General features: G+C 62.6%; 29 protein-coding genes. 14 read left to right on the top strand and 15 right to left on the bottom strand.

The features are described 5' to 3' along the window. Window positions 1-3 precede the first annotated feature (3 nt). The 6 genes from ASE26_RS21385 to ASE26_RS21360 form a co-directional block, all read right to left on the bottom strand. Entirely contained in the window at window positions 4-411 is a 408-nt protein-coding gene (locus ASE26_RS21385; RefSeq protein ID WP_055926047.1) for a DUF3592 domain-containing protein, read from the bottom strand. Next, window positions 408-1,706, bottom strand: a complete 1,299-nt coding sequence (locus tag ASE26_RS21380) for an NAD(P)/FAD-dependent oxidoreductase (RefSeq protein WP_055926044.1) — start codon at window positions 1,704-1,706, stop codon at window positions 408-410. The genes ASE26_RS21385 and ASE26_RS21380 overlap by 4 nt, the downstream gene beginning before the upstream one ends. A 54-nt stretch (window positions 1,707-1,760) precedes the next feature. Beyond that, the gene (locus tag ASE26_RS21375) at window positions 1,761-2,207 is read right to left on the bottom strand and encodes a hypothetical protein (protein WP_055926041.1); all 447 of its coding nucleotides are present in this window, start codon (window positions 2,205-2,207) and stop codon (window positions 1,761-1,763) included. Between the two features lie 110 nt (window positions 2,208-2,317). Continuing rightward, window positions 2,318-3,892, bottom strand: a complete 1,575-nt coding sequence (locus tag ASE26_RS21370; RefSeq protein ID WP_229207057.1) for a hypothetical protein — start codon at window positions 3,890-3,892, stop codon at window positions 2,318-2,320. Between the two features lie 54 nt (window positions 3,893-3,946). Beyond that, complete coding sequence (locus ASE26_RS31880) at window positions 3,947-4,081, bottom strand: hypothetical protein (RefSeq protein ID WP_255357558.1); 135 nt, start codon at window positions 4,079-4,081, stop codon at window positions 3,947-3,949. Window positions 4,082-4,151: 70 nt separating this feature from the next. After that, window positions 4,152-4,646: an Lrp/AsnC ligand binding domain-containing protein gene (locus ASE26_RS21360; RefSeq protein WP_055926035.1), complete on the bottom strand. Its 495-nt coding sequence runs from the start codon at window positions 4,644-4,646 to the stop codon at window positions 4,152-4,154. Window positions 4,647-4,745: 99 nt separating this feature from the next. Between ASE26_RS21360 and ASE26_RS21355 the strand changes: the two genes are divergently transcribed. Continuing rightward, a complete protein-coding gene (locus tag ASE26_RS21355; protein WP_055926032.1) occupies window positions 4,746-6,035 on the top strand; it encodes a D-amino acid dehydrogenase in 1,290 nt (429 codons plus the stop codon). Between the two features lie 132 nt (window positions 6,036-6,167). Beyond that, window positions 6,168-7,004 carry an HDOD domain-containing protein gene (locus ASE26_RS21350; protein ID WP_057246904.1) on the top strand — a complete coding sequence of 279 codons (837 nt, stop codon included), beginning with the start codon at window positions 6,168-6,170 and terminating at the stop codon, window positions 7,002-7,004. Here ASE26_RS21350 and hmpA read toward each other — a convergent pair. Then, window positions 7,001-8,182 (bottom strand): NO-inducible flavohemoprotein, encoded by a 1,182-nt coding sequence (gene hmpA, locus ASE26_RS21345; RefSeq protein ID WP_057246903.1) that lies wholly within the window; start codon window positions 8,180-8,182, stop codon window positions 7,001-7,003. The two genes, ASE26_RS21350 and hmpA, sit on opposite strands and share 4 nt — an antisense overlap. A gap of 75 nt (window positions 8,183-8,257) precedes the next feature. Continuing rightward, window positions 8,258-8,722 carry an Rrf2 family transcriptional regulator gene (locus tag ASE26_RS21340; RefSeq protein WP_055926024.1) on the bottom strand — a complete coding sequence of 155 codons (465 nt, stop codon included), beginning with the start codon at window positions 8,720-8,722 and terminating at the stop codon, window positions 8,258-8,260. Window positions 8,723-8,815: 93 nt separating this feature from the next. On the opposite strand from ASE26_RS21340, the gene ASE26_RS21335 reads away from it, so the two are divergent. From ASE26_RS21335 to ASE26_RS21310, 6 genes are read left to right on the top strand one after another with little or no spacing between them, the layout of a single operon-like run. Continuing rightward, window positions 8,816-10,003 (top strand): NnrS family protein, encoded by a 1,188-nt coding sequence (locus ASE26_RS21335; RefSeq protein ID WP_057246902.1) that lies wholly within the window; start codon window positions 8,816-8,818, stop codon window positions 10,001-10,003. 1 nt (window position 10,004) lies between these two features. Further along, window positions 10,005-11,681, top strand: coding sequence for a cbb3-type cytochrome c oxidase subunit I (locus tag ASE26_RS21330; RefSeq protein WP_057246901.1), 1,677 nt, complete (start codon window positions 10,005-10,007; stop codon window positions 11,679-11,681). Between the two features lies 1 nt (window position 11,682). Further along, window positions 11,683-12,300, top strand: a complete 618-nt coding sequence (locus ASE26_RS21325; protein ID WP_057246900.1) for a cbb3-type cytochrome c oxidase subunit II — start codon at window positions 11,683-11,685, stop codon at window positions 12,298-12,300. Next, complete coding sequence (locus ASE26_RS21320; protein ID WP_055926012.1) at window positions 12,287-12,895, top strand: cytochrome c; 609 nt, start codon at window positions 12,287-12,289, stop codon at window positions 12,893-12,895. Before ASE26_RS21325 ends, ASE26_RS21320 begins: the two co-directional genes overlap by 14 nt. After that, complete coding sequence (locus ASE26_RS21315) at window positions 12,852-13,517, top strand: SCO family protein (RefSeq protein ID WP_156409979.1); 666 nt, start codon at window positions 12,852-12,854, stop codon at window positions 13,515-13,517. The genes ASE26_RS21320 and ASE26_RS21315 overlap by 44 nt, the downstream gene beginning before the upstream one ends. Continuing rightward, on the top strand, window positions 13,514-14,107 hold the full coding sequence (locus ASE26_RS21310) for a hypothetical protein (protein WP_055926006.1): 594 nt from the start codon (window positions 13,514-13,516) through the stop codon (window positions 14,105-14,107). The genes ASE26_RS21315 and ASE26_RS21310 overlap by 4 nt, the downstream gene beginning before the upstream one ends. On the opposite strand, the gene ASE26_RS21305 is transcribed toward ASE26_RS21310, so the two are convergent. Genes ASE26_RS21305 through ASE26_RS21290 form a run of 4 tightly spaced genes read right to left on the bottom strand, consistent with a single transcriptional unit; the run spans window position 14,108 to window position 19,093 of the window. Then, the gene (locus ASE26_RS21305) at window positions 14,108-14,743 is read right to left on the bottom strand and encodes an FABP family protein (protein WP_055926003.1); all 636 of its coding nucleotides are present in this window, start codon (window positions 14,741-14,743) and stop codon (window positions 14,108-14,110) included. Window positions 14,744-14,761: 18 nt separating this feature from the next. After that, window positions 14,762-17,407: an EAL domain-containing protein gene (locus ASE26_RS21300; RefSeq protein WP_057246898.1), complete on the bottom strand. Its 2,646-nt coding sequence runs from the start codon at window positions 17,405-17,407 to the stop codon at window positions 14,762-14,764. Window positions 17,408-17,409: 2 nt separating this feature from the next. Further along, window positions 17,410-17,832, bottom strand: coding sequence for a hypothetical protein (locus ASE26_RS21295; RefSeq protein WP_055925998.1), 423 nt, complete (start codon window positions 17,830-17,832; stop codon window positions 17,410-17,412). A 13-nt stretch (window positions 17,833-17,845) separates the two neighbouring features. After that, window positions 17,846-19,093 carry a hypothetical protein gene (locus tag ASE26_RS21290; protein WP_229207056.1) on the bottom strand — a complete coding sequence of 416 codons (1,248 nt, stop codon included), beginning with the start codon at window positions 19,091-19,093 and terminating at the stop codon, window positions 17,846-17,848. Window positions 19,094-19,324: 231 nt separating this feature from the next. Between ASE26_RS21290 and ASE26_RS21285 the strand changes: the two genes are divergently transcribed. Continuing rightward, entirely contained in the window at window positions 19,325-19,744 is a 420-nt protein-coding gene (locus ASE26_RS21285) for an NUDIX hydrolase (protein ID WP_055925995.1), read from the top strand. Between the two features lie 111 nt (window positions 19,745-19,855). After that, entirely contained in the window at window positions 19,856-21,625 is a 1,770-nt protein-coding gene (locus ASE26_RS21280; RefSeq protein WP_057246897.1) for a Type 1 glutamine amidotransferase-like domain-containing protein, read from the top strand. A gap of 6 nt (window positions 21,626-21,631) precedes the next feature. Here the strand turns inward: ASE26_RS21280 and ASE26_RS21275 are convergent, their stop codons facing one another. Next, window positions 21,632-22,372, bottom strand: coding sequence for an SDR family oxidoreductase (locus tag ASE26_RS21275; protein ID WP_055925989.1), 741 nt, complete (start codon window positions 22,370-22,372; stop codon window positions 21,632-21,634). A 54-nt stretch (window positions 22,373-22,426) separates the two neighbouring features. Here ASE26_RS21275 and ASE26_RS21270 point away from each other — a divergent pair, with 54 nt between their 5' ends. From ASE26_RS21270 to ASE26_RS21255, 4 genes are all read left to right on the top strand, one after another. Continuing rightward, a complete protein-coding gene (locus ASE26_RS21270; protein WP_162246533.1) occupies window positions 22,427-22,996 on the top strand; it encodes a hypothetical protein in 570 nt (189 codons plus the stop codon). A 396-nt stretch (window positions 22,997-23,392) separates the two neighbouring features. After that, window positions 23,393-23,848, top strand: a complete 456-nt coding sequence (locus tag ASE26_RS21265) for a hemerythrin domain-containing protein (RefSeq protein WP_162246532.1) — start codon at window positions 23,393-23,395, stop codon at window positions 23,846-23,848. A 99-nt stretch (window positions 23,849-23,947) separates the two neighbouring features. Further along, window positions 23,948-24,364: a DoxX family protein gene (locus ASE26_RS21260; protein ID WP_055925980.1), complete on the top strand. Its 417-nt coding sequence runs from the start codon at window positions 23,948-23,950 to the stop codon at window positions 24,362-24,364. A gap of 60 nt (window positions 24,365-24,424) precedes the next feature. Next, window positions 24,425-24,829: a universal stress protein gene (locus tag ASE26_RS21255; RefSeq protein WP_055925977.1), complete on the top strand. Its 405-nt coding sequence runs from the start codon at window positions 24,425-24,427 to the stop codon at window positions 24,827-24,829. Here the strand turns inward: ASE26_RS21255 and ASE26_RS21250 are convergent. Together ASE26_RS21250 and ASE26_RS21245 are read right to left on the bottom strand one after the other, a co-directional pair. After that, window positions 24,826-25,569, bottom strand: coding sequence for a YoaK family protein (locus tag ASE26_RS21250; protein ID WP_055925975.1), 744 nt, complete (start codon window positions 25,567-25,569; stop codon window positions 24,826-24,828). The two genes, ASE26_RS21255 and ASE26_RS21250, sit on opposite strands and share 4 nt — an antisense overlap. Window positions 25,570-25,591: 22 nt before the next feature. After that, window positions 25,592-26,503, bottom strand: coding sequence for a dihydrodipicolinate synthase family protein (locus tag ASE26_RS21245; RefSeq protein WP_055925972.1), 912 nt, complete (start codon window positions 26,501-26,503; stop codon window positions 25,592-25,594). Between the last annotated feature and the right edge of the window lies 1 nt (window position 26,504).

The following is a 26,504-nucleotide window of genomic DNA, read 5'->3' as shown; positions in this document are numbered from 1 at the left end:
TCCTTAGCGCTTGCTGCTACGCTTCAAGGCCACCCAGGCCGACAGCGGCAGCGCCAGCGCACCAATTCCGAACCAGAGCCACAGCGGCACGTGGAAGCCATGTTCCTGCTGATACGCCGCTGCAGGCGCGACGGCGCGATGCACCTCGGGCGCTGAGGGGTTGTAGTACACCGTGACGCTATCGCCGAGTTTGCGCTGGGCGCAGCCGGCAGGCTCACGCACCGGGCCGCGGCGGCGCTTGCCTTCCAGTTCGAACTCGTACCACCACTGGCCGTCGTTATGGCATTCGAGCACGGCGACGTGGCCGGCCGCAGTAGCATGGTGGCGCGACAGCTCGGCCAGCTCGGTGGCGCGGTTATAGCAGCCGCCAAGCAAGGCAGCGGCGGCCGCAGCGGCCAGCAGCGCCCTCAATGCAGCTTGACCAGCGGCGTGGCGCGTTTGACGAGGAAGCGCGCCACCGCCAGCACACCGGTGCGGATGGTGCCCAGCACGGCCTGGTGGTGCAGCAGGTGCAGGCTGACATACATCATGCGCGCAAAGAAGCCTTCGACGAACCAGCTGAAGCCACGCAGCGAACCCATCAGGCTGCCGACCGAGGTCGACTGGCCGAACGACACCAGCGAGCCGTAATCGCGGTACTCATAAGGCCTGCCTTGCGGCGCCTGACCCTTCGCCCGGCGCATGAAAGCCTGCAGCAGGTAATCCGCCTGCTGGTGCGCGGCCTGAGCGCGCGGCGGAACCGGCTTGCCATCGGCGCCCATGCACTGCGCGCAATCGCCCAAGGCATAGACGCCCGGCACGCCCCTGACCTGCAGCTCGCCGGTCACTTCGATCTGGCCGCCTTTGGCAGTCGGCAAGCCAAGCGAGGCCAGGAAAGCCGGCGCCTTGATGCCGGCCGCCCATACCACGATATCCGACGGATAATCCTGCTCGCCGACGGACACATGGTCTTGCGCAATCGCAGTCACGCGGCAATCGGTCACGACCTTGATACCGCGCTCATTGAGCAGCTTCAGTGCCGCATTCGATACGCGCTCAGGCAGCGGCGCCAGGATGCGCGGCGCGCCTTCCAGCAGTGTAATGCGCACGTCGCGCACCGGGTCGAGGTGGCCGAAGCCGTAAGACGTGTAGACCCCGCTGGCTTCGCGCAATTCGGCCGCCAGTTCGACGCCGGTAGCGCCGCCGCCGATGATCACGACATCGACGCCGGAAGCGCCCTGCTGCGCGCCTTTTTGCAGCGCGGCGCGCGTCAGCAGCTTGAGCAAAGTCAGGCGGAAGCGTTCCGCATCTTCGGTCGCGTTGAGGGAAATCGTGTTCTCGGCTGCGCCTGGCACGCCGAAATAATTGGAAGTGCTGCCGACAGCCATCACCAGCGATTCGTAGCCGATGCTGCGCTCGGGCAGGACAGCTTCGCCGCCTTCGCTGGTAATTGCCGCCACGGTGATTTGCTGACTGGAGCTGTCCAGCGCCGTCATGGCGCCGTAGACATAGGTGAAGCCATTGTCGTGCGCCAGCATCTGGTAGGACAGGCCTTCCTGGTGGATGTCCAGGGTGCCGGCCGCCACCTCGTGCAGCGAAGGCTTCCAGATGTGGTAAAGCCGGCTATCGACCAGCATTACCTGTTGCGGGCCGAGTTTGCGGCCCAGCTTGCAGGCCAGCTCAAGGCCGCCCGCCCCTCCACCTACGATCACATATTTGCTCTGCAAACAGTTCTCCTAAATGTCGGCAGCGAGCGGGCCGGGCCCGTTTACGCTACCGGATTAATGCTTGCCGTGGCCTTTGCCATGGCCCTTGCCGTGGCCATGGCCGTGGTCTTCATCGCGATCGCCGCGCTCATCGCGGTCGTAGTCACGGTCACGCTGACCGCCACGGTGGTCGTCGCGATAGCGTGGTGCGTATTCGTTGGTGTACCACTCATCGCGCACGAAGTAGACATTGCGGCCGCAAGCATTGTATTTGCCGCAATGTTTGCCCCAGTCTTTCGCATGGCCCGGCGGAACGCGCAGGTACAGCGGTTCGGCGATGATGCGTGCCGGGCGCTGGATGATCACCGGCTGCGGGTACAGCACAGGCGGCGGTGCCATATTGCCAATGTCAATGCGGCCGAAAAAGCCTGGCTGGCCGACGGTGACGGAAACGCCCACGTCCTGGGCGATGGCTGAAGTGCTGAGTGCCAGCATGGCGGCGGCTAAGAGCTGGGTCTTCATGGTCGTGATTATATAAGTTGTTGAAAAAGTGCGTTGCTTGCCAGTTATTGTACCAAAGCAAGGGAGTAACTTTCGTACGGTAACGTAGTTGGTTGCTATACAGCAACAAATCAGGCATGCACTGTCATTGCCCTGCGCAGCTGGGAGATGGCGTGCTGGGCCTGCCCGATAACTTTGTCGGCAATACGTTTGCGCACCGCCTGCACGCGGCCGGCAGCTTCCGCCTCGAGCATCAGCGGCGTCAGTAATTGGGTTGCCGATTCGTGGAAACTGGAGGCGATGCGATCCAACTGGCGGCCGAAGGCGGCCTGTACGTCTTGCAGGCGTTTGCGCAATTCCTCCTCGAAAGCGCGGCGCCGGTCCTGGATTTCCGAACGCTTGCGGCGGCCGGCATCGGCAAACCACTTGAAGGCGCCGGCCAGCAACACGGCGCCGCCCACGAAGGGGGCAGCAGGCGCCACCACCGGCAGCACCACGGCAACCCCAAACAGATAGGCGGCAGTGCCGGTGCCGGCAGCGGCAACGGCACTGCCCATCAGGGTGAAATTGGCCGCAGTGTCGACCGTCTGCGCCAGGCGGGTGCCGACGCGCATGCGCGGCATCAGGTGCGCCAGCGCGGCGTGGTGCTGGCGTTCAAAGACGGTGCTCTGGGTCAGCCGGATATCGGACTGGAACAGGGACAGGTCGTGCTGCAGCAAGTCCAGCGCTTCTTCCTTGCGCCGCACCACGCGGTCCAGGCGGGATTCCATTTCCTTGCCGAATTGCTCGCCGCTGGCGCGTTCATTGGCTTCCGGATGGCAGGCCAAGGCCAGTTCGATGGCGTTGCCGGCATCATGCACGGCATCGTCGATATCCTGGTTCAGCATCCGGCGTTCATAGGCGATGCGGGCATCGACCAGTGCCAGGCGCTGCTGCACTTGCTGGCGCAGCTGCTGGGCCGTCGCCAGCAGCCCTGCCGCGCTGGCCTCGCAGGCCAGCGGAGAACTCTCGTGTTCGCGGTAACTGTCAATACCATGGCAGATGGTGGCCACGGCGCGCTCGACGCCGGTATGCAATTCGTCTTGGCTCATCAGGCCGCCGTTGTAGCCGCGCGCATGGTTCAACAGCTCGGAGTGGCCCATCGCGCGGCCGAAATCGGCGACGGCGTCGGCCAGCCCCCTGCCCTTGACCAATTTGCGCGCCTGGTTGCCCAGGTTGCTGAGCAGGCGGCGCTCTTCTTCCGGCGGCAGGCCAAACAGCTGTTCCGGGGTCAGCTTGATGTGCAGCGCTTTGGCAATCTTGTGCGCCAGGGGCCGGGCGGCAGTGCCTTGCAGCGCCAGCAGCGGCTTCATCAGGTTAAAGGCCTTATGCCGCGCCGGCTCGGCGACGGTGGGGCTGGAACGGGCCAGGGCTTGCAGCGCCCAATCGACGTTGATGCTGCATTCGATGGCGTTCAGCACGATGGCGGTGAAGACGGCGGAGGCGCGGCCATCGCCGGCCAGGTCCGTCACGGCGGCAAACTGGGCCAGGGTCAGCGCGCCGTCGGTACTGGCGATGGCGCCGACCGTGCGGGCCAGGTTGGAGGTAAAACTTTGGTCGGAAGAAAGGTGTTCGTCGAGGCCACGCAAAAAGACAGCATGCTCGGGTGCAGCCGGCGCGGAGGCGGCTGGTGTGGTGACGCTCGCGGCTCCATAAGTGCTTTGCACAAATTCTCCGTTCGCTCGGTCCAGGTTAATGGCATTCTAGACCATGCGAGCTCATCACCCAAACAGTTTGAGTGCAGCCATGGCGCCGATAAGAGTCAGTGTCTGCGCCAGCATCCAGCACTGGATCTGCGCGCGAACCTTTGCAGTCTCGAGCAAGAGTTCCTGCTTCAGTTCGATGAGGCCGGACATATGACCACCGGATCGGGTTTGTTCGAAGACATGGTACGCTCCTTGGCCGCAAGGCGTCATTGTCGCGCGGCTATGGTGCAGGCTCCGTGGGCAAAATCAAGGTTTCCTTGATTTCCTCCATGACGACATATGACTTCGATTGCGCAGCCCCCGGAAGGTTCAACAGCATATCGCCCAGCAGCTTGCGGTACTCCGCCATCTCATGGATGCGGGCCTTGATCAGGTAGTCGAAATCTCCCGATACCAGGTGGCACTCCTGCACCTCCGGAATGCGCAGCACTTCGCGGCGGAACTGTTCGAAATGGCTGGCCGATTTCTGGTTCAACGTGATCTCCACGAACACCAGCAAGCTGGCGCCCAGGGCGCGCGGATTGAGCCGCGCGTGATAGCCGGCAATCACCCCATCGCGCTCCATGCGCTTGACGCGCTCGATGGTCGGCGTAATCGACAGCCCGACCTGCTCGCTCAAGTCCTTCATCGCGATACGCGCGTCCTCCTGCAGGATGCGCAGTATTTTCCGGTCAATCTTATCCAGTCCCCGGGCTGATTCTTTTTGGATTCGCATGATTTTTTGCTGTTTTACGCTCTCCATATAGTAACAAATACTAGGAAATCTTACTTATCATAGCAAAATAATCCGTCACAAATATTCCGGAGGCAATTCATGCGCGTAGTTATCCTTGGCAGCGGCGTTATTGGCGTCACCAGTGCCTATTACCTGGCCCAGGCCGGCCACGATGTCACCGTACTGGACCGCCAGCCGGGCCCTGCCCTGGAAACCAGCTTCGCCAACGCCGGCCAGATTTCGCCGGGCTACGCTTCGCCATGGGCAGCCCCGGGCATTCCGCTGAAAGCCATGAAATGGATGCTGCAGCGCCACGCGCCGCTCTCCATCACGCCCGACGGCACCACCTTCCAGCTGAAGTGGATGTGGCAGATGCTGCGCAACTGCAATGCCGAGTCCTATGCGACCAACAAGGAACGCATGGTACGCCTGGCCGAATACAGCCGCGACTGCTTTAAAGTGCTGCGCGCCGCCACCGGCATCGAATACGAAGGCCGCCAGCAAGGCACCACCCAGTTGTTCCGCACCCAGGCCCAGCTGGATGGGGCGGCCAAGGATATCGAAGTCCTCAAAGAAACCGGCGTGCCCTACGAGCTGCTGACTGGCGCCGACCTGATGAAGGCCGAGCCAGGCTTGGCCGCATCGCAGCACAAGCTGGTGGGCGGCCTGCGCCTGCCGAACGATGAAACCGGCGACTGCCAGATGTTCACCACGCGCCTGGAAGCAATGGCGAAAGAACTGGGCGTCAAGTTCCGTTACGGCGTCTCGATCGACAAGCTGGTGACCGAAGGCGACAAGGTCAAAGGCGTGCAATGCGGCGCCGAGCTGGTGGAAGGCGACTCTTTCGTGGTGGCGCTGGGCGCCTATTCGACCCCGTTCCTGAAAGAGCTGTTCGAAATCCCGGTCTACCCGCTGAAAGGCTATTCGATCACTGTGCCGATCATGGACGGAGGCAAGGCCCCGACCTCGACCATCCTGGACGAGACTTACAAGATCGCAGTGACCCGCTTCGACGACCGCATCCGCGTCGGCGGCATGGCAGAAATCGCCGGCTACAACACCAGGCTCAACCCGCGTCGCCGCGAAACGCTGGAAATGGTGGTGAACGACCTGTTCCCAGGCGCCGGCAACACCGCCGAAGCCACCTTCTGGACCGGCCTGCGCCCGATGACCCCGGATGGCACGCCAGTCGTAGGCCGCACCGGCATCCGCAACCTGTTCACCAACACCGGCCACGGCACGCTGGGCTGGACCATGAGCTGCGGTTCGGCGCAACTGCTGGCCGACATCATGTCCGCCAAGCGCCCGGCCATCTTCGCCGATGACTTGTCGGTAGCACGTTACAGCCCAGAGCGCCCAGCCCGCCAACCGCAACTGGCCGGCGCCTAAGTTAAAAGTCGGGGTCAGGTCTGGCAATCGGACAAATTGCTCCGCAATTTGTCCGATTGCCAGACCTGACCCCGACTTTCATCATTGCTGCTCATTTGGCAGTATTGCGTCCGGGGCCTTATAATTTTCGGCATGAATAAACTGGAAGCATTCGGACACGTCGCCGCGCTGGCGATCCGCGGAGACCTCGTGTTTCCTACCAGCGTTAATGCCGCCCTGCGAGTCCAGCTGGCACTGGACGATCCGGACTGCCCGATGGACGACGCCATCAAGCTGGTGCTGGCCGAGCCGCAACTGGCTGCGCGCACCGTCTCGCTGTCCAACTCCGCCATGTTCAACCGCACTGGCGGGCCGGACATCACCAACGTGCGCAACGCCATCATGCGCGTCGGCTACCACAACCTGTACGCGCTGGCCGCGGCCATGGTGGTGCGCGCCTTCGGCAGCAAGATCACCGACCCCGGGCTGCGCGCGAAAGCCGAGCAACTGTGGCAGCACACCATCCACGTCGCCTGCCTGGCGCGCATCATCGCGCGGGAAGTCACCGGCGTGAATCCGGATACCGCCCTGTTCGCAGCCATCGTGCATGAAGTGGGCAGCTTTTACTTGCTGTCGCGCGCCGATGAATTCCCAGGCTTGCTGGAACCCGACCCTGAAAACTGGCAAACCGCGAGCGAGGAAATCATCACGCGTGAGGTGCTGAAGAAGCTGGGCATTCCTGCCGAAGTGGCGGAAGCGATTGAAAGCCTGCGTAGCGGCATGCTGCAAATCCCGCCTGAAACCCTGCTCGACACCCTGCTGCTGGCGAACCATTTCGCGCCGGTCGCCTCGCCGCTGGCGCCGGACGAGCAAGAACCGCCGCACGAAGATTCCGTGATGGACCTGTTCATCGACGCCGCGAAGCGCGAGCAGATGCTGGAAGAAGCGGAAGCCGATGCTTCCGCCATGGCTGCTGCACTGCTGGTTTAATCGAGGGCTTTGGCCGGGCCGAAGAACTCGAAGTAGGTCTGCGCTTCCGGCACGCCCAGTTCGCGCAGGCTGCGTTTCACGGCCTGCATGAACGGCACCGGCCCCAGGAAGTAGGCGTCGACGTCGCGCGACTGCGGCAGCCATTCTCCCAGTTCCTTGTTGCCCAGCAGGCCGACCGCGTCGGCTTGCACATCGCCCGCACGGTCTTCAGCGTAGATGTAATGGCGCTTCAGTTGCGGGTGGCGTTCGGCCAGGCCGTCGACATGGTCGCGGAAGGCGTGCACACCGCCATGGCGGGCGGCGTGGATGAAGCGGATCTCGCGGCCGGTTTCCAGCGCCTGGTCCAGCATGGCCAGGGTCGGCGTGATGCCGACCCCGCCGGAGATCAGTACGATCGGGCGGCTGCCTTGCGCCAGCGTGAAGGCGCCGGTCGGCGGGAACAGGTCGACCGTATCGCCTTCGTCCAGGTTCGCGTGCAGGAAGCCCGATACCTTGCCGCCCTCTTCGCGCTTGACGCTGATCTGGTAGGTCTGGCCGTTGGGGGCTGCCGACAGCGAGTACTGGCGGCGCTGCTCCTGGCCGTCCACTACCACGCGGATGCCGATATATTGGCCCGGCGTGAAGCCGAGCACCGGCTGGCCGTCGACCGGACGGAAGACAAAGCTGGTGACCTCGTCGCTCTCGACACGCTTGGCGGCCACGACGAACTGGCGCGCCCCCATCCAGCCGCCCGGCGCGGCCGCTGCGGCTTGATAGGTCTTGCCTTCGGCGCCGATCAGGATCTCGGCCAGCTGGCCATAGGCTGCGCCCCACGCTTCCAGCACCGCGTCGGTGGCGGTTTCCGCGCCGAGCACTTCGCGAATCGCTTTCAGCAGGCTGGCGCCGACCATCGGATAGTGTTCCGGCAGGATCTGCAGCGCGACGTGCTTGGTGACGATGGTGTTGACCAGCGGGCCCAGCGCTTCCAGGCGCTCGATATGCTTGGCATACATCAGGATACCGTTGGCCAGGGCGCGCTGCTGCTCGCCGCTGTGCTGGTGGGCCTGGTTGAAGAACGGTTTCACCTGCGGGAAGTCGGTGAACAGGGTCTGGTAGAAGTGGCGGGTCAGGGCTTCGCCGCCTTGTTCCAGGATCGGGACGGTGGCGGTGACAATGGCACGGTGTTCTGCGGACAGCATGGGTATGGCTCCTTCTCGGCTAAACATGCACCCATAATACATGTTTACCTTAAACTGCGTCAATAAAGATGCAGATCAAATGCGCATTTTCTGCAGAATCACCGTTTGCACCCCGCCTTTGCCGTTTTTGCTGCCATGCGGACCCGGCAGGATATCGGCCAGGGTCATGCCGTCGAGTACATGCAGGAAGGCTTCCGTCGCTTCGCCCAGCTTGCGTTTGAGGGCGCAATCGCGCAGGAACGCACAGTGGCCAGGTTCGGCTTCGAAGCATTCGGCGATATGGAAATCGGACTCGCTGTCGCGTACCACTTCGCCAATATTGATGTCTTCCGGCTCACGGTTCAGGCGCAGGCCGCCATGCCGCCCCCGCACGGTTTCCACCAGGCCGCTGGCGCCCAACTGGTGGATCACTTTGGTCAGGTGGTTCTTCGAGATGTCATGCAGGTCGGCGATCTCCTGGATCGTGACCAGCTTGTCGCGGTTCATGCCCAGGTGCATCAGCGAACGCAGGGTGTAGTCGGTGAAGGATGTCAGTCTCATGATCTACGTCGTATAAAGATGCATTAGAAATATTGCTTTGGCCGTAGCCGTAATGTAGCATTCATTATACATCTTAAGAACATGAGGCCCGCCATGCGCAGCATCCATATTCCCACTGAACCCACGCCAGCCTGGCAACCGCATCCCTTGCTGCGGCTGGGTTTCCGCCCTTTCTACCTGCTGGCGGCGGCGCTGGCGGTGCTGTCGGTGCCGCTGTGGCTGGCCGCCTACAAGGGCATGCTGCCCGCCCTGCCGGCGGCCAATATGCTGTGGCATATGCATGAAATGGTGTTCGGCTTTGGCGGCGCGGTGATCGTCGGTTTCCTGTTTACGGCGGGCCGCAACTGGACCAACCTGCAAACGCCGGCCGGCGGGCAGCTTGCTGCGCTGGCCCTGCTGTGGATTGCCGGCCGCGTCGCCATGCTGCTGGCGCCGGGCGTTCCGGCCCTGGTGATCGATGGGCTGTTCCTGCCGCTGTGCGCCGTGGCATTCGGCCGCGTGCTTTACCAGGCGCAGAGCAAGCGCAACTACCCCGTCTGCGGCATCCTGGCTTTGCTGTCGGTAGCCAACCTGCTGTTCCACGCGGCGGCCAACGGCTGGATCGCCTTGTCGCCGCTGACTCCCGTGCATGGTGCGATCCTGGTGATCACCGTGCTGGAAGCGGTGATCGGCGGCCGCGTGATCCCGATGTTCACCCGTAACGGCGCGCCGGGCAGCCAGCCGCTTACCGTGTCCTGGCGTGAAAAAGCCAGCATTGCCCTGCTGCTGGCAGCGGCGCTGGCATGGGTGACCGGCTGGCCGGGTTTCGTGCTGGCTGCCGTGGCCTTTGCAGCAGCGGCGGTCAATGCCATCCGCCTGGTTGGCTGGGCGCCGCTTGCCGCCCTTCGCGTGCCTTTGCTGTGGATCCTGCACCTGGCCTACGCCTGGATCGTAGCCGGCCTGCTGCTGCTGGGTTTTGCGGCGCTGGGCATCGGCTCTTCCAGCAGCGCCTTCCACGCGCTGGCTGTGGGCGGCATGTCCGGCCTGATCCTCGGCATGATCACCCGCACTGCGCTTGGCCACACTGGCCGCATGCTGCGCGCCGGCCGGGCTGAAAGCGCAATGTATCTCTTGCTGCAAGCTGGCGCTGTGGCCCGTTTGTGTGCCAATATAGTTCCCGCTGGAATTCGTGACTTCCTGCTACTGGGCTCGGCACTGGCCTGGTCGGTCGCCTTCCTTATCTACCTGATCGTGTATGCGCCTTACTTAATCCGGGCCCGCATTGACGGGCGGGAAGGTTAAATTGGACACCGTCACCATACTCCTGTCTTCCTTCATTCTCTCGGTCACCGGTCTGCTGGTGTTCATCTGGTCGCTGCGGCACCGCTTGTTCAATGCCACGTCGGCAGCAGCCAATGTGATCTTCTCGCCGGGCGAGATCGGCCAGGGCGAAGAGCCGGCGGCCAGCCCGCAGCAACGCGCCGGACTGGCGCTGCCGGTGCAGGGGCAGGACCGGCGAACGCCCAGCGCCGCCGAGCAGGCTGCGATGGAACAGGAGCTGGCGGAACGTGTGGAGGCGGATCGGTCCAGTGCTTTTGTCACTTTTGTTTTTCTGGCCTGCTCCGTGGTGTGGCTGCTGGTGGCCACGGCGGCAGGACTTACCAGCTCCATCAAGCTGCATGAGCCGGACTGGCTGGTGCAGTATCCCTGGCTGACGTTCGGCCGCATCCGCACCATCCACCTCAATGCAGTCGCTTATGGCTGGGCGCCGATGGCGGCCCTGGGGATCGCAATCTGGCTCCTTCCACGCCTGCTGAAGACCCACCTGGTCGGCGGGCGTTTTGCCATTTTCGGGGCCATGCTGTGGAATGCGGGTCTGATCGCAGGCCTGGGCTGCATTGCGGCGGGCCTCAGCGACGGCCTGGAATGGCTGGAGATTCCCTGGCAGGTCGACCTGCTGCTGGTGGCCGGCGGCGCCCTGGTGGGGCTGCCGCTGGTGTACACCCTGCAAAGCCGCAAGGTGCACCACCTGTACGTGTCGATCTGGTACATGGGCGCGGCCCTGTTCTGGTTCCCCATCCTGTTCCTGGTCGGGAACCTGCCGGCGGTGCACTTTGGCGTGCAGCAGGCGGCGATGAACTGGTGGTTCGGCCATAACGTGCTGGGACTGTTCTACACGCCGATGGCGGTGGCATCGGTGTATTACTTCCTGCCCAAGATCATCGGGCGGCCGGTGCAATCGTATAACCTGTCGCTGCTGGGCTTCTGGACGCTGGCCTTCTTCTACGGCCAGGTTGGCGGCCATCACCTGATCGGCGGTCCTGTTCCGGGCTGGCTGATCACGCTGTCCATCGTGCAGAGCGTGATGATGGTGATTCCGGTGATTTCCTTCTCGATCAACCAGCACATGACCATGCGCGGGCATTTCTCGAAGCTGGTGTATTCCCCGACGCTGCGCTTCATCGTCCTCGGCGGCATGATGTACACCCTCAGCTCGATCCAGGGTTCGATCGAAGCACTGCGCAGCGTGAACACGGTGGCGCACTTCACGCACTTCACGGTGGCGCACGCCCACCTCGGGCTGTATGGCTTCTTCTCGATGGTCATGTTCGGGGCGATCTACTTCGTCATGCCGCGCGTGATGGCGTGGGAGTGGCCCTACCCCAAGCTGATTGCTGCGCATTTCTGGCTGGTGGTAGTCGGCTTCGGCATCTATTTCGTCGGCCTGTCGATTGGGGGCTGGCTGCAAGGGCTGGCAATGCTCGATGCCGGGCGGCCGTTCATGGATTCGGTCAACGTGACGATTCCCTGGCTGAAGAGCCGTACGGTGGGCGGCGCGGTCATGACCATCGGCCACCTGGTCTTCGCCTGGCATTTCGCCGCCATGGCCCTGCGCTATGGTCCGCGCCGCGTCGGGGCGGCGCTGCTGCACACGCGCGGCGATTCATCCGCACCAGCCAGCAACCTCGCGGGAGCCTGACATGCAGGACGAACTCAAACTCCTGGGCGGCGCCATGGTCACGCTGGCTCTTGCCACCTCCGCACTGGTGATCGTGCCGCATGTGCAGTTGAGCGCCAGTGAAGCGCCGGCCGGCTCGAAACCCTACACTGCGCAGCAATTGCGCGGGCGCGAGGTGTATATCAGGAATGGCTGCGTGTACTGCCACTCGCAGCAGCCGCGCGACAAGGCGCAGGCGCCGGATGACCAGCGCGGCTGGGGACGTGCCTCGGTGGCGGCGGATTATCACTACGATACGCCGCACTTGCTGGGCACCATGCGCACCGGGCCGGACCTGTTCAATATCGGCGCGCGCCAGCCGAGCGCGGACTGGCACCTCGGGCACATGTTCCAGCCGCGCGCCTACGTGCCGGGCTCGATCATGCCCTCCTACCCTTACCTGTTCGACTACAAGGATGCGGCCGAACCGGGCGACCGCGTGGTGAACCTGCCGCCTGGGTTCAAGCCCTTGGGCAAGGTAGTGGTGGCCAAGCCGGAAGTGCTGGACCTGGTGGCTTACCTGCAGTCGCTGGACCATACCTATCCCGTGCTGCCCGCGCCGCAAGCGAAGAAGGAAGGAGCGCCCAATGCCGCAAAATGATTTTGGTGCGCAGCAGCGCGAAAATCCGGATCCGACCGAGAAAGACCGGCCGATTCCCTGGTATGTCCTGCTTGGCGTCGGCGTGGCGCTGGCCTGGGCAATCAGTTATATCCTCACCGTGCGCGACGACGACCCTGCGCTTGGCGACCGGCGCACCATTTCGACGCTGCAGGCCAGGGCTGGCGGCGCGGCCGGCGCCGGCGGCGCCGTCGATGGCGCCCAGGTGTATGCGGCGCAGTGCGTGGCTTGCCACCAGGCGACGGGCGCCGGACTGCCGGGCGTCTTTCCACCGCTGGCCGGTTCGGAATGGGTGACGGGCGCGGAGAACGTTGCCGCATCCATCCTGCTGCATGGGGTGAGCGGCAAGCTGACCGTGAAAGGTTCGGCATATAACGGACAGATGCCGGCGTTTAAGGATAAGTTGAGCGATACGGAGATTGCGGCGGTGTTGAGCCATATCCGCGGCAGCTTCGGCAATAGCGCGGCCAAGGTGGCGCCCGATTCGGTCAAGGCGGCGCGTGATGCGACTGCCGCGCGCAAGGACCCTTTCAATGGAGACGACGATCTCGCCAAACTCGCCACACCTGCCAATTGAAGGAGATCTGGCGCGCACCTTGGCGCTGGTCGCATGCATGGCCGCTATCGCGGGCGCGGCGCTGTGGCAGGCCACCATGGGCTTCCGGGTGATATCCACCGAAGAAGGGCGGCGCCTGGCCATCGCTGAGGCGCCGCTGGCCCTGCCCCGCGTCGATCTTGCCCTGCCGGGCGGCGCAGCGGTGCCGCTGCCGGCCTTGCTGGCCAACGACCGGCGGCCGGCGATCGTGACATTCTTCTACGCCCGCTGCAGCGCAGTTTGTTCAGTCCAGGGCACCGAGCTGCAGCAGATGCAGCGCGAAATCCTGGCGCGCGGACTGCAGCACAAGCTGCGATTGTTGACGATCTCCTTCGACCCGCGCGACTCATTGGACGACCTGGCACATTATGCATCGCGCATGCGGGCCGAGGCGGCGGTTTGGCAGTTCGCATCGGTGCCGGATGCCGGCCAGCGGCTGGACCTGCTGGAGCAAGTCGGGATCATCGTCCTTCCAGCGGAGCTGGGAGAATTCCAGCACAACGCAGCCTTCCACATCGTCAGGCCCGATGGACGGCTGGCGCAGGTGATCGACTACGAGCAGCCCGAAATCGCGTTGGCTGCGGCGCTGGAGTTGGCACGATGAACGCGGCTGCGCACAGCACGGGCAGGCATACCCTGGCAGGGATGGCGCTGGCGGCGGCGGCGCTGCTGCTGCGCGCGCCGCTCGAAGCTTCGATGGCCCTGCATATGGTGGTCCAGCTGCCAATGATCGCCGTCGGCGGCGCATTGGCCGGGCGCGCGCTTGCGGGCAGGTCGGAGCGATTCGCGCGCGCCGCGGCGCAATGGGATGCATACGGGCTGGCCGGCCTGGTGTGGCTGCTGCTGGCCAGCGCCTACTGGATGGTGCCGCGCGCGCTTGAGCAGCCGCTGACGATGCCGCTGGCCGAAGCCGGCAAGTTCGCCAGCCTGTTCATGCTCGGTTTCCTGCTGCCGGGCGCACTGTCGCGGGCGGCGCCGGTCATCCAGCTTTTCTTCCTCGGAAACTTCTGCGCCATGATGGCTATCGCCGGCATGCTGTACCAGGACATGGCACAGCGCCTGTGCAACGCCTACAGCCTGAACGACCAGGTGGTCACCGGCGTCGGCCTGGTAGTGGCCTCGATCGGCATCGCCGCCGCCTGGTGCGTGTGGCAGCTGCCTGCCTTGTCAAACCAGGCCGCGGAACGCACCTGATTATTTGCGTGCCAGCGGATTCGGGGTCGGTTCCGCCACCTTGTGCAGCAGGTTGCGGTCGACGTGGTGGAATGGCTCCGACTCCTTGCCGCGCAGGAGCATCACGGTATCTTCCTCGTAGCCCCAGGTGCCATCGTCGTTGATGGTGACCTTGATGCGGTACTCGGTGGTCTTGAAACCGAACTCCAGGAAAGGATTGGAGCAGATGCCGTAGGAATTCTGCTCGCGCTGCGCCACCAGCTCGAACGTCCTGGCATCCGGCGCTGCGGTACCGGATGCCATGGCGATCTGGCCGCGCGGGATCGCCAGGGTCTGGATCACGGTATTGGTGGCTGGTTCCCACAGCCAGTAGCCGACCTGCTCGTGGTAGGTCTTGACGTTGTCAGGCTTGTTGATGATCAGGACGTAGCGCAGGCCGTAGAACAGTTGCGGGCCGTTGGTGACAGGGTCGATCGGCTGCAGTTCGATGCGTTCGACGTAAGCCTGCTTGCGCGGGCCATCCGCCTTCGGCTTGATATCGAGGCCGCGCTGCCCTTCCCAGATGCCGGCCATGGCGCTCAGCGGGCCAAGGTTGGCCAGCGTGTCCATGTCGACGTTGGAAGGTTCGGTATAGATGTCGTTGCTGTATTCGCTCATTGAATGCTTGCTCATTAATCAGGGAGCAAGCATTGTAACCTCGGCACCGCTTTCTTCGCCGAGCATCATCGCAGCGATTTCCTGCGGCGGCACCGGACGGCTGAACAGGTAGCCCTGCATCTCGTCGCAGCCATGCTGTTTCAGGAAGCTGCGCTGCTGCTCCGTCTCCACGCCCTCCGCGATCACGCGCATGTCGAGCTGGTGCGACAGCGAGATGATGGCGCAGGTGATGGCCTGGTCGTCCGGGTTGGCCACCAGGTCGCGCACGAAGCTCTGGTCGATCTTCAGGCGGCTGATCGGGAACGACTTCAAAGCAGCCAGGCTGGAATAGCCGGTGCCGAAATCGTCGATCGCGAGCGCGATGCCCATCGCTTCCAGCTGGCGCATCTTGGCTACCGACTGCGCGGTGTCGCGCATGATCATGCTCTCGGTGACTTCCAGCTCCAGCCAGCGCGAGTCCAGGCCACTCCATTCCAGGGCCGCCGCCACACGCTCGACCAGGCGCGGGTCGTCGAACTGGCGCGCCGACACATTGACCGAAACCACCAGCGGCGGCAAGCCGGCGTCTTGCCAGGCGCGGGCCTGGCGGCAAGCCTCGCGCAGGGCCCATTCGCCGATCGGGATGATCAGGCCGTGCTCTTCCGCCAAGGGGATGAACTGGGCGGGCGACACGGCGCCGCGCTGCGGGTGCTGCCAGCGCAGCAAGGCTTCGACGCCGAACATGCGTCCCGATTCCAGGTTCACCTTGGGCTGGTAGGCCAGCGACAGCTGCTGCTCTTCAAGCGCCTTGCGCAAGCCTTCCGTCAGCACCAGCTTTTCTTCCAGGCCGGCGTTCATCTCATGGGTGTAGAACTGGCAGTTATTCTTGCCGCTGTCCTTGGCGCGGTACATGGCGGCGTCGGCATGCATCATCAGGGTGTCGGCAGCCTGGCCGTCGCGCGGGTAAACGGCCACGCCGATCGAGCAGCTGACCTGCATCTTCTGCCCTTCCAGCATGATCGGCTGCACCACCGATTCCAGGATCTTGTTCAGCAGCGGCACCAGCACCTGGGGGTTGTCGTTCACGTGCGGCAGCACCAGCACGAACTCGTCGCCGCCGAAACGGCCCACGGTGTCTTCACGCCGCACGCAGCCTACCATGCGGCCAGCCACTTCCTTCAGCAGCTCATCGCCGGCATTGTGGCCAAGGGTGTCGTTGACCAGTTTGAAGCTATCGAGGTCGATAAAGGCCACCAGCACCGACTCGTTGTTGCGCTCGGCGTGTGCGATCGCTTGTTGCAGGCGGTCGCACACAAGGCTGCGGTTCGGCAGGCCGGTCAGGGTGTCGTGGTGGGCCATGTGGTAGATGCGCTCTTCGGCGCGCTTGCGCTCCGTGATATCGCGCACGATCGCGACCACGCCGCCTTCCACGCCCACCACCTGCCAGTGCAGCCACTCGGCCTGCAACTGCGGCACCATGTTCGGCCCCTCTTCCTGGTGCACGCCGCCATCGCGCGTCACCTGCGCCAGCCGCTCGAACATGCCGTTGTGGCGCGCTGCGGGCATCCAGCCGCACAGCGTTTGCGCGCGCAGTTCGCTGCGGCTGCGGCCGGTCAGTTGCTCGGCGCGCGAATTGACTGCGGCGAACTTGAAGTCGACCACCACGCCGTCCTTGTTGCGGATGGCTCGCAGCACGAAGAAAGCGTCCATATTCGATTCGGAAGCAGCGGCATAGGTTTCCTGCGCGCGGCGGATGCGGCGGCGCGCCTTGGCACCCTGCCATACGCAGGCCCAGACCAGTGCCGCCAGGATGATCAGCACCGCGCTGGCAACGCCCGCCTCCCACAGCAGCTGACGGCGCTGGGCCACGAAGCCGGCCATTTGCTCCTGTTCTGCCAAGCCCACCATGGCGCTAAGGCGCAGGCCGGCCAGTTGGCGCACCGCCGTATAGCGCTTGATGCCATCGATCTTGCTGGCGACCGGCACGCCGCGGCGTGCCTGCAGCGCCGACAAGTCCAGTTGCTGTCCGAAAGACTGTTTGTCGCCGACGCGCCGTGCACGCACCACGCCGTCGTCGCCAACCAGGCCGAGCATGCCCTGCTCGCCCAGGCGGCTTCGTTCATAGCCGCTGGTGAAATAGGCCGGATCGACCCCCACGATCACCACGCCGGCAAATTCGCCGAGCTTGTCGTCAAGGCGGCGCGTGAAATGCAGGTGCCAATCCTGGTTCGCCTCATCGCGCATCGCGTGCGAAATAAAGGTGTAGTTACTGCGGTGCTGCTGGTGGAAGCTGAAGTACTCCTGCCGGGCGACATTGATTGGCCGCGCGGCCGGGTTGCTGGCAACGGTATTCCCCTCGGCATCGACAATGCTTACAACGAATACCAGGCCGGACGGCAGCAGGCCGTGCGCCTGCAGTTCCGGCAAGGCACCGTTCGCGCCCTGGCTCTCGGCACTGTATTTCAAAAGCTGCAAGGTCTGTTCGATGCCGTTGATGCTGCGCGCCACCTGCGCTTCGTAAGTAGCGATCAGTTCACTGGCCGATTCGGCGGCCAGTTCGCGCGAAGCCGCGGCTTCGCTGTCGATGAAGTGCAGCGTGGTGCCCCATACCACGGCCAACAGGACGATAGTGAACAGGGGCAGCGAGACTTGCGTCTCAAGGCACATGCGCAACCAGCGTTTCATATTCAATGCAACACCAGGACAGGACGAACGCTGGCATCGAGCGAGTTGCGGTCGATGTAGCCGATCAGGGTTGGATTATCCGCCACCAGTTTGCGCACCGCCTGGCTGTTGGGCAATTCGCGTGGCGGCTGGCCGCGGCCGGTGAAGATCTTCTTGGTCCAGTAAGCCTTCATCAGCGCCGGGCTGCGGTTGGCAACCTTCAGGTAAAAGTCGTCGCGCAGCGGGGAGCCGATCGGCTGGTCGAGTGCTACCACTTCGCCGCCATCGGGAAAGCGCGTTGCCTCGGAAAGGAAGATATCGGCCACCTGCTCCACGCGCAGGGTCGTAATCGGGCTGCGCGCCGACACCACCACCACCAGTTCGGCGGCGGCGGCGGCGCCGGCAAGCAGCACCAGTAGCACGCAGCAAAGGAGTTTCCTGATCATGGCGAACTCCCTGTCAGAACACGAAGTCCAGCGAGGCGCTGACCACGCCGAAGCTGCGGCCATAACGGTAGCCCGGCTGGATGTTCGACAGCGTGCCGCTGGTGCCGCTGCGCGGGCGCACATGGTCAAATTGCAGCTTGAGGGCAGTGTTGCCGGTGGCGTCCCAGCGCAGGCCAAGGCTGGTGCTGTCCTGTTCCGCAATCATGCTAAGCAAGCCATTCAGTTCCATATTCAGGCGCTGGCCAGGCGCAGCATATGGCGGGGGCAGCATCGACAGGTCCAGGCCCGCGACGCGGTTCGGCGTGTTCGCAACCACCTTGCTGACAGTGGCGAAAGGCGTGAAGCTGCCCAGGCGGTAACCTCCGCTGGCATAGCCTGCGGTTTTATCGCCCAGCATGGAGCGGGCGTTGATGCGCCCTATTTCGCCCATCACAAACCAGTTGCCGGGATCATAGGAGGCGCCAATGCTCAGTACCGTGGTACGTTTGCGGTCCGGTTCGTAGCGGCGTGCCAGCACTTCGCCTTGCGGTCCAAACTGGCGGATGGCGGAGAACAGTTCCTGCAGCAGCGGCGTTTCCAGTTCGCCCTGGATGGCGGTGGCGCGCACCGTCAGCGCACCGGCGGTGCTGGTGTTGGAAATACCGGCCAGCCTGTGCGCCTTGACGCGGGTGTCGTCCGACAAGGGCACGCTGGTACCGCCGAACAGCACTTGTGTCGTGTTCTTCACATTGCCGAACGTCCAACGGTAGCTGGCGTCGATGCCATCGCTATTGCTGATCGGGAGCGCGGCGTACAGTTCGACCGGCGTGCGTACGGAAGTCAGCGCGTAGCTGGCCTTGCGGTAATCGCCCGACAGGAACAGCGGCAGCGCAATACGGCCGACGCGCAGGCTCAGTTCCGGCGATACCTGGTATTGCACATTCGCCCACTCGACCTTTGGCGTCCACGAATGCGTGAGGTTACGCTCGGCCACTACCTGCAGTACAGCCGACCAGTGGCCGCCGTTGTACGTAAGCTGCGTGCCAAGGCGGCTATCCACCGCATAGCTCCAGTCGCGCGTCGCGCCGGCCTCGCCGGGATTCAACGGATTGGCCGCATAGTCGGCCTGCTTTTCGCTCGAATGGACCGCGCTCAGGGTGCCGAAGCCGCCAAAAGTCCAGCTGCCGTCCTGTCCCTCCGTATGGCCGGCATGCGCGGCGGACTGCGCGAGCAGTACTCCGGCGACAGCGATCAGGACAGGCGACTGGTGCAGCTTTGGCATAATGGCCCTCTTGGCAAGAAACGTCGGCAATAAAACAACGCCGCCTGCCTTGTCGGCATGCGTGCGCGATTGTTTTGGGGTTGGGTAATGAGACCGGGCGTTGGGGGCACGCCTTCTGAATTCTCACACTTTATAACAGTGCTTTGTGACTGTCGAGAAGTTTCCCTAGAGTACCTTTACTAGCGGTTACGGAATAGTAAAATGTGGTGAAAAAGCAAAGGAAACAAGGACATGCAGCAAATTTCATGTGGCACCCTGGTGCTCAATTCAGCCCGCCAAGTATTGCTTTGCCATGTCACCGGCACCGCCAGCTGGGACATTCCCAAAGGACTGCAAGACCGCGGCGAAACGCCATTACAATCGGCGCGGCGCGAACTGTTCGAAGAGGCGGGACTGGACTTCGATGCCGGCCTGTTTGAAGACCTGGGAGAATTCGATTACCGCCCAGACAAGCGCCTGCACCTGTTTAAGGTGGAGGTCGGCGACCAGTTATGCAGCCTCGATCACCTGCGCTGCACCAGCTTCTTCCCCCACCAGCGTACCGGCGAACCAACACCGGAAGCCGACGGCTTCCGCTGGGCTTCGCGCGATGAACTGAGCTCCTTGTGCTGGCCGCGCATGGCGTCGCGGTTGCTATCGATTGACTGGTAAAACATCCCGATAGATCCGCCCCGCCCCGATAGATTTTTATTAATTTGACATCAAAAATTTAATATATGGTAACGTTGCCTCATCGAGGTCTATCCATCCAGGGAAGAAATCATGATGAACGTAAAGTGCTTGCAACGCTTGCTGGTTTTGATTGTGGTTTCTACAACAATGGGTCTTGGCTTGGCACACGCAAAGCCGTTGAGCCTGCCAGTGAACGTTGCAGGTGTCCTGGATAATGATGAGAGAGGTGCAGCCAGCAATATCGTTCGGGATCTTTATGTTGGGCCCGGTGCGTCAATTACGAGCGTCAAGTGGGACATTAACCTCACAAGTTTTGCTGGAAGCTACCTCTCCGAAATGCAGCTCACGTTCAGCGACTCAGCCGGCAACGGGGTTACTTTTACCCCTGGCAGCGGCGACGATTTTGACGGCACGATGGACTACGCTGGATTCCAGGGCCTGGGCAACCTGGGCTTGATTTTTCAACTTGCTCTCGATGGCATCCTGCGCCTTGAGTTTCACGATGGCTTCAAGGATCTTGGATTTGACGAGCCTGAAGGTATCTGGAATTTCGGCACGCTGACCTTCGGCGTTACGGCGGTGCCTGAGCCGCCAACCAGCGCCTTGATGCTCGGCGGTTTGCTCATACTCTCTATCGGTGCCACGCGGCGGCGCGCAGTCAGCCCAAAAGCGACAAGCGGAATCGTGCTGGCTTTAATGTCGCTCCTTTCATCCAGTTCGGCTTTTGCGGAGCCCGTATTTGAACCGGCGAAACCGATCCCGCTCTATTCCTATTTCGCTACAGGAAACGTCAATGCCCCGGTAACTGCGCCGTCGTCCCGCCCAACGCCGTCCTTCGTATTGATGGGGGGCGGGCCCGACGTAGACCCGGCCTTTCGTTGGCTGATCAAGCGGGCCGGGATTGAACCCGGCAGCGGAGGACGATTCGTCGTCATCCGGGCAACCGGCTCAGATGGCTACAACCCATACGTCTATTACAGTGATGAAGCCCTGTCGACTTCCGGCAACATCGCTGAGATGTGGGTGGGCGGTGCCGCTTTGGGCCTGACATCAGTGGAAACGCTGGTGATTCCGAGTGTCAAGGCCGCCAATAACGAAGCTGTCAATGCCATTGTCGCCAAGGCCAACGTCGTCTTTATCGCAGGCGGCGACCAGAGCCACTACATCCGCTTCTGGAAAGGTACTGCGCTCGAGCAGACTTTAATAGCACTGATGAAGAAGAACGTTCCCATCGGTGGTACAAGCGCCGGCTTGGCGGTACTTGGTCAATTCGACTATTCCGCGCTGTATAAATCTGCGACGTCGGAAGAAGCGATGCTTGATCCTTACTATAAGGACATCACGTTCGACCCGTCTCCTTTGAGCCTGCAAGGCGGGTTTCTCGCACCGCCGGCATTGGAGAGTTTGATTTTTGACTCTCACTTCGACAGCCGCGATCGCATGGGTCGCTTCATCTCCTTCATTTCCAGAATCGTCGCGCCAACAAGCATCCCTGGCGGAACCTTGGGATGCAGCGGTGGCGTACTGCCAGCTTCCGCCAGCGGGATGAAGACCGCCCGTGGCATCGGCATCAGCGTCGAGACCGCATTATTAGTCCAGGGAAATGGCGACGGCAATCCTGTCACTGCGACGCGAGTCAGCAACGCTTCGACAACGACTGAAAGCGCAGTCTATTTCGTCCGTCCCTCAGTGCCGCCAAGCGTGTGCAAGCCAAAGACACCGCTGACCGTCTCCACCGTCGAAGTAAGAAAACTGAACGACTCGAATACCGTCTTTAACCTGACCGACTGGACCGGCGTACCGCCGTACAAACACCTGGATGTCACCACTGGCCAGCTATTGCCTGCCGACTGGTACTAGCAAAACTCAGGCGCCACCCGAAACGCGGATGGTCGTGCCCGTGACGTAGCGCGCCGCAGGCGACAACAGCCACACCGCCACTTCCGCGATTTCCTCCGGCTCGCCCACGCGCCCCATCGGGATGCGGCTTGCCACCCGCGCCGGACGTCCCGCGTCGCCGGAGGTAGCGTGGATATCAGTGTGCGTGGTCCCCGGCGCCACGCCGCACACGCGGATGCCCTCGGGCGCAAGCTCTTTGCCGAGGCCCATGGTGAAGGTATCGACTGCCGCTTTGCTGGCTGCGTAGGTTACGTACTCGTTCGGACTGCCTGCGGTGGCCGCGGTCGAACTGATATTGACGATCACCCCGCCCTGCCCATGCTGGCGGAAAGTGGCCAGCGCACGGCGACTGGCCTGCATCAGGCCCAGTACATTGGTGCGGAACACCTGCTCCACAGTCGCCGGATTGGCATCCGCAAACGTGCCCAGCCCGCCGGTGATGCCGGCATTATTCACCAGCCCCGAGACCGGTCCCAGTTCACGTTCAACGGTGGCAAAAAGCCGCTCGATATCCTCATCGCGCGCCACATCCGCCTGCACCGCCAGCGCGCGGCCACCGGCCGCCTCAATGGCCGCCACTACCCGCGCCGCCGCAGCAGCATCGCGCTGGTAATTGACGGCCACCACCCAGCCATCCACCGCCGCCCGGCGCGCAATGGCAGCGCCAATGCCGCGGCTGGCGCCTGTTACGATCAGTATTTTTTCCATGTTCTTAGGGAGAGAGCTAATATTCTGCCGTATTGTAATTAGCGCACTAGAACAATGACATCCGACTTTGAAGAAAAAGCTTGCGCATTACGGCAGAAATGGATGACTGCCCTTATTGGGGAGCGATTCCAGGAAGTCGAACGGGACTTACAGGAGCTTCGCCTTCTCGCTACCACTCGAGACGAGATTTTCGGGGTTCAGGGCGACTTCGCCTCACTGTATGCATTCCAAAATGATCTGGTCAAGGCCGAGGCGGCGCGGCGCGCGCAAATCGCCATAGACGAGTCACGTGTTGAGGGATGGCTCGGTCTGGCCGAACACTTCCATTACTACGATGAAAATCTCGAGAAGGCTTTTAACCATATCGAGAAGGCGCTGGTAGTGGCAATGGATTCAAGTGACCTGGTCCGCCAGGTACTGGGCGTGAAAATCCGCATCTGCCTCAAAATGGCGAACTATCAAGCCGTTGAGCAGGCGCTGGAGATGCTTGTCGGTTATCAGCTGCCACCAGGGGCCTTCGATGTTGCGTTGGAAAGCGACTTCCTTTCCAAAGTTCCGCTCGGAGAAGTTAGCGCCGAACTCATTGCGCGCTATCAATCACTGCTAAAAGCACGGGGGACATGATCGAAACTGGAACTATATTCATGCGGCAGCTGGCCGGGCTTCTGCTTGCGAGTTCATGTATTGCATCGTCGGCAGCAAGTCCTCCACGGGTGCAGGAAGCCAAACTGACTGTGCCCGAAGCTGAGAATGTCGCGATCAGCGAATACCGGAAGCGCTCGGAGCACAGCGACAAGGGTTTCTGTTGATCTCATACGCCAAAACAAGCAAGAGTGGATCTTCGTCGTCGAAGACGCCATTGAACCACCCAGGCCCGGCTCGGAACTGTACGTTTCCATCAACAAGAAAACAGGGAGAACGACTTCCTGGTGGGGAAAGTGAACGAGGTGCCGATTGATCTGTGTCATGGAATCCCTGTCTCCGCCGGGCGAAACTGGCGAAATAGACAAGGAGACCGCCATGCAACGCCTCGAATGGAGCCCGCTGCTGGAAACTGGCGTGGCCGAGATGGATGCTTCCCACCGCGCCCTGCTGCAAGCGATTCACGCAACCATCGACTCTGAAAATAGTTCGCTACCCAGCCGCATCGCCGAGCTGCTGAGCGCCCTGTCCCTCGACTTCGCCGAAGAGGAAGCCTTGATGGACCAGCTTTACTACCCCGCCGAGCACGAACACCGCGCCGCCCACCGCCGGGCGCTGGCTGCCTTGCAGCACGCGCTGCCCGTTGCACAAGCCGACCCGACCGGTGCCCGCACCCTGCTCGAACGCCTGCCGCGCTGGTTCCTCGGCCACCTGGGCGCCATGGACCTGCCACTGGCGGTCGCCGTGGAAAACGCCGGCCATCCGCATAGCCAGCCCTCCAATGCCAAACTAAGGCAACAGTTGGCGCAATTGCTGCAAGAACAATCAATCTGAATTAACGATACATCTCATCTAAATATATTGGCTTCCGGAATATGTCTGCGCGACATAAGATGACTCCATCAACAACACATTCCCTGAAGGAGCCACACCATGAACAACCAGACCAACACCTCCATCCTGCCACTCGCCGGCCGTATCCTGATGGCTGCCATCTTCGTCATGAGCGGCATAGGAAAGATCGCCAATCCGGGCGCCACCCTCGGCTACATCAATGCCATGGGCCTGCCGTTCCCTGAACTCGCGCTGGCTGGCGCCATCGGCATCGAACTAGTCGGCGGCCTGTTGCTGATTGCCGGCTTGTACACCCGCCCTGTGGCACTGGCGCTGGCCGCATTCTCGATCGTGACTGGCCTGATCTTCCACAGCGCAATCGCTGACCAGAACCAGATGATCCACCTGATGAAGAACCTGGCGATGGCTGGAGGCCTGCTGCAGATTGCTGCCTTCGGCGCCGGTAGCCTGAGCATCGATGCCCGCCGCACCCCAGGTACACTGCGCACCGCCTGAGAAGTTGCAGGGATGTGGCGGAACACTTTAGACTGCGGCACCTGAAGGAGAGTTCAAGAGATGTTTCGCCACATACTGATTCCAAGCGACGGCTCCGCCGCTTCGCAACTGGCAGTGAATGCCGCCCTGCGCATGGCCCGCGAAAGCGGCGCGCGCGTCACGGCGGTTCACGTGCTTCCGGAAGAACCGGCACTGGCCAGCGTAGCCGCCGCGCCGACCGAGAACACGATCCTGGCCGATATCGCGCGCCAGGCCCATACTTTGAACGTGGATTGCACCACGCTCGAAGTGCACGCCGAGCAGCCGCATTCGGCCATCGTTTCCACCGCCCTGCAGCGCAACTGCGACCTGATTGCCATGGCATCGCGCGGGCGCAGCGGCCTGGCCAGCCTGATGCTGGGCAGCCAGACGCAAAAAGTGCTCACGCACAGCAAGATCCCGGTACTGGTGTTCCGCGAAGGCTAGCGTCGGACCGCAACCAGGTCGTCGTAGATCGGCACTGCCGCCATGGCCAGCAGCACGAAGGCCAGCGGCAGCACCGCGCCGAAGCCCACGGCCTTGAAGCCGAACGCCCCGGCCAGCGCGCCAATGAAAAAGGAAGACACCAGCGAAGCGAGGATCTTCACCCGCCGCCAGTCGGCGCCCACGCGCGGCACAGCCTGGTCGTCGCGATTCCAGTAAAGCGCCTTCCCGGCCTCGATGCCCAGATCGGTCACAATGCCGGTCATATGGGTGGTCCGAATTTCGGAGTTGGACAGTTTGGTGATCACGGCATTCTGCAAGCCCATCATGAAGCACAGCAGCATCACCGTGGCCGGCAAAACGATCACGTCGATCGCCTGCAAGCGCGCCCCCATCACCCCAAACGCCAGTAGCAGGATTGCTTCCACCAGCAGCGGCAGGGCGAACTCGCTGTGAAGCTGGCGGCGGCGGGCAAAATTGACCAGGATGGCGCAACAGGCTGCGCCGGCGACAAATGCCAGCAAGGCGCCGGCACAGTCCAGGGCAGCATCAATGGCGCCCAGTGCCATGTCGTCGGCAGCCGATGACAGGATGCCTGTCATGTGCGAGGTGTACTGCTTGACGGCGAGGAAGCCGCCGGCGTTGGCTGCCCCGGCCACGAAGGCCAGGGCGATGCCGAGGTGGCGATTAGCCTGGGCGGCGCGCTGCCGCCCTGTCAGGCTTCTTACATAATTGATCGGCATTCGTCCCCGGCATGGCTTGACCTCAGAGGTAAGCGCTGACGTCGGGACGGGTTGCCAGTGCCTGCTGCACCACCTGCACCACGAACTCGCGGTCAGCGCCGCGCAGTGGCTGGCGTGGGCGGCGAACGTTTTCATTGCCGACACCGACCAGTGCTTCCACCAGTTTCAGATTCTGCACCAGCTTGGTCGAAACGTCGAGGTGCAGCAGCGGCATGAACCACTGGTACAGTTTCAGGGCTTCGGCCAGGCGGCCGGCTTTCACCAGGTTGTACAGGGCCACGGTCTCTTTCGGGAATGCGACCACCAGGCCGGCCAGCAGGCCGTCGGCGCCGAGTGCCAGGCCTTCGAAGGCCAGGTCGTCCACCCCCATGAAGATGGCGTAGCGGTCGCCCACGACGTTACGCAGGTCGGTCACGCGACGGATATTGTCGGTCGATTCCTTGATCGATTCCAGTTCTTCGCAATCCGACAATTCCTTGAAGTCGGCCGGGGTCAGGTCGACCTTGTAGGTCACAGGGTTGTTGTACACCATGATCGGCAGCTTGGCGGCCTTGGCGATCACGCGCAGGTTGGCCTTGGCTTCGAAAGCGTCGGCTGCGTACAGCACGGAAGGCATTACCATGAAGCCGTCCACGCCCAGGTCGCGCGCTTCCTGCACATAGCGCTCGGCATTGGCGGTGCGGGTTTCGCTGACGTTGGCCAGCACCGGCACGCGGCCGTTCGCTACCTTGACGGCGGTCTTGGCGACGGCCAGCTTCTCTTCAAAGGACAGGGTGCTTGCTTCGCCCAGGGAACCGCAGGTCACCAGGCCGTGGCAGCCGCTGTCGATCATGAAGGAGAAGTGCTTCTCCATTTCTGCGTGGTCCAGCTCCTCATTCGCGTGGAATTTGGTGGTTACTGCAGGGAATACGCCTTCCCATTTGATTGCTGCCATT

It is taken from the genome of Duganella sp. Root198D2 (genome assembly GCF_001428585.1).
Classification (GTDB): domain Bacteria; phylum Pseudomonadota; class Gammaproteobacteria; order Burkholderiales; family Burkholderiaceae_D; genus Rugamonas.
Note: the sequence above shows the minus strand (reverse complement) of the source record. Positions and strands in the feature narration are given on the sequence as shown.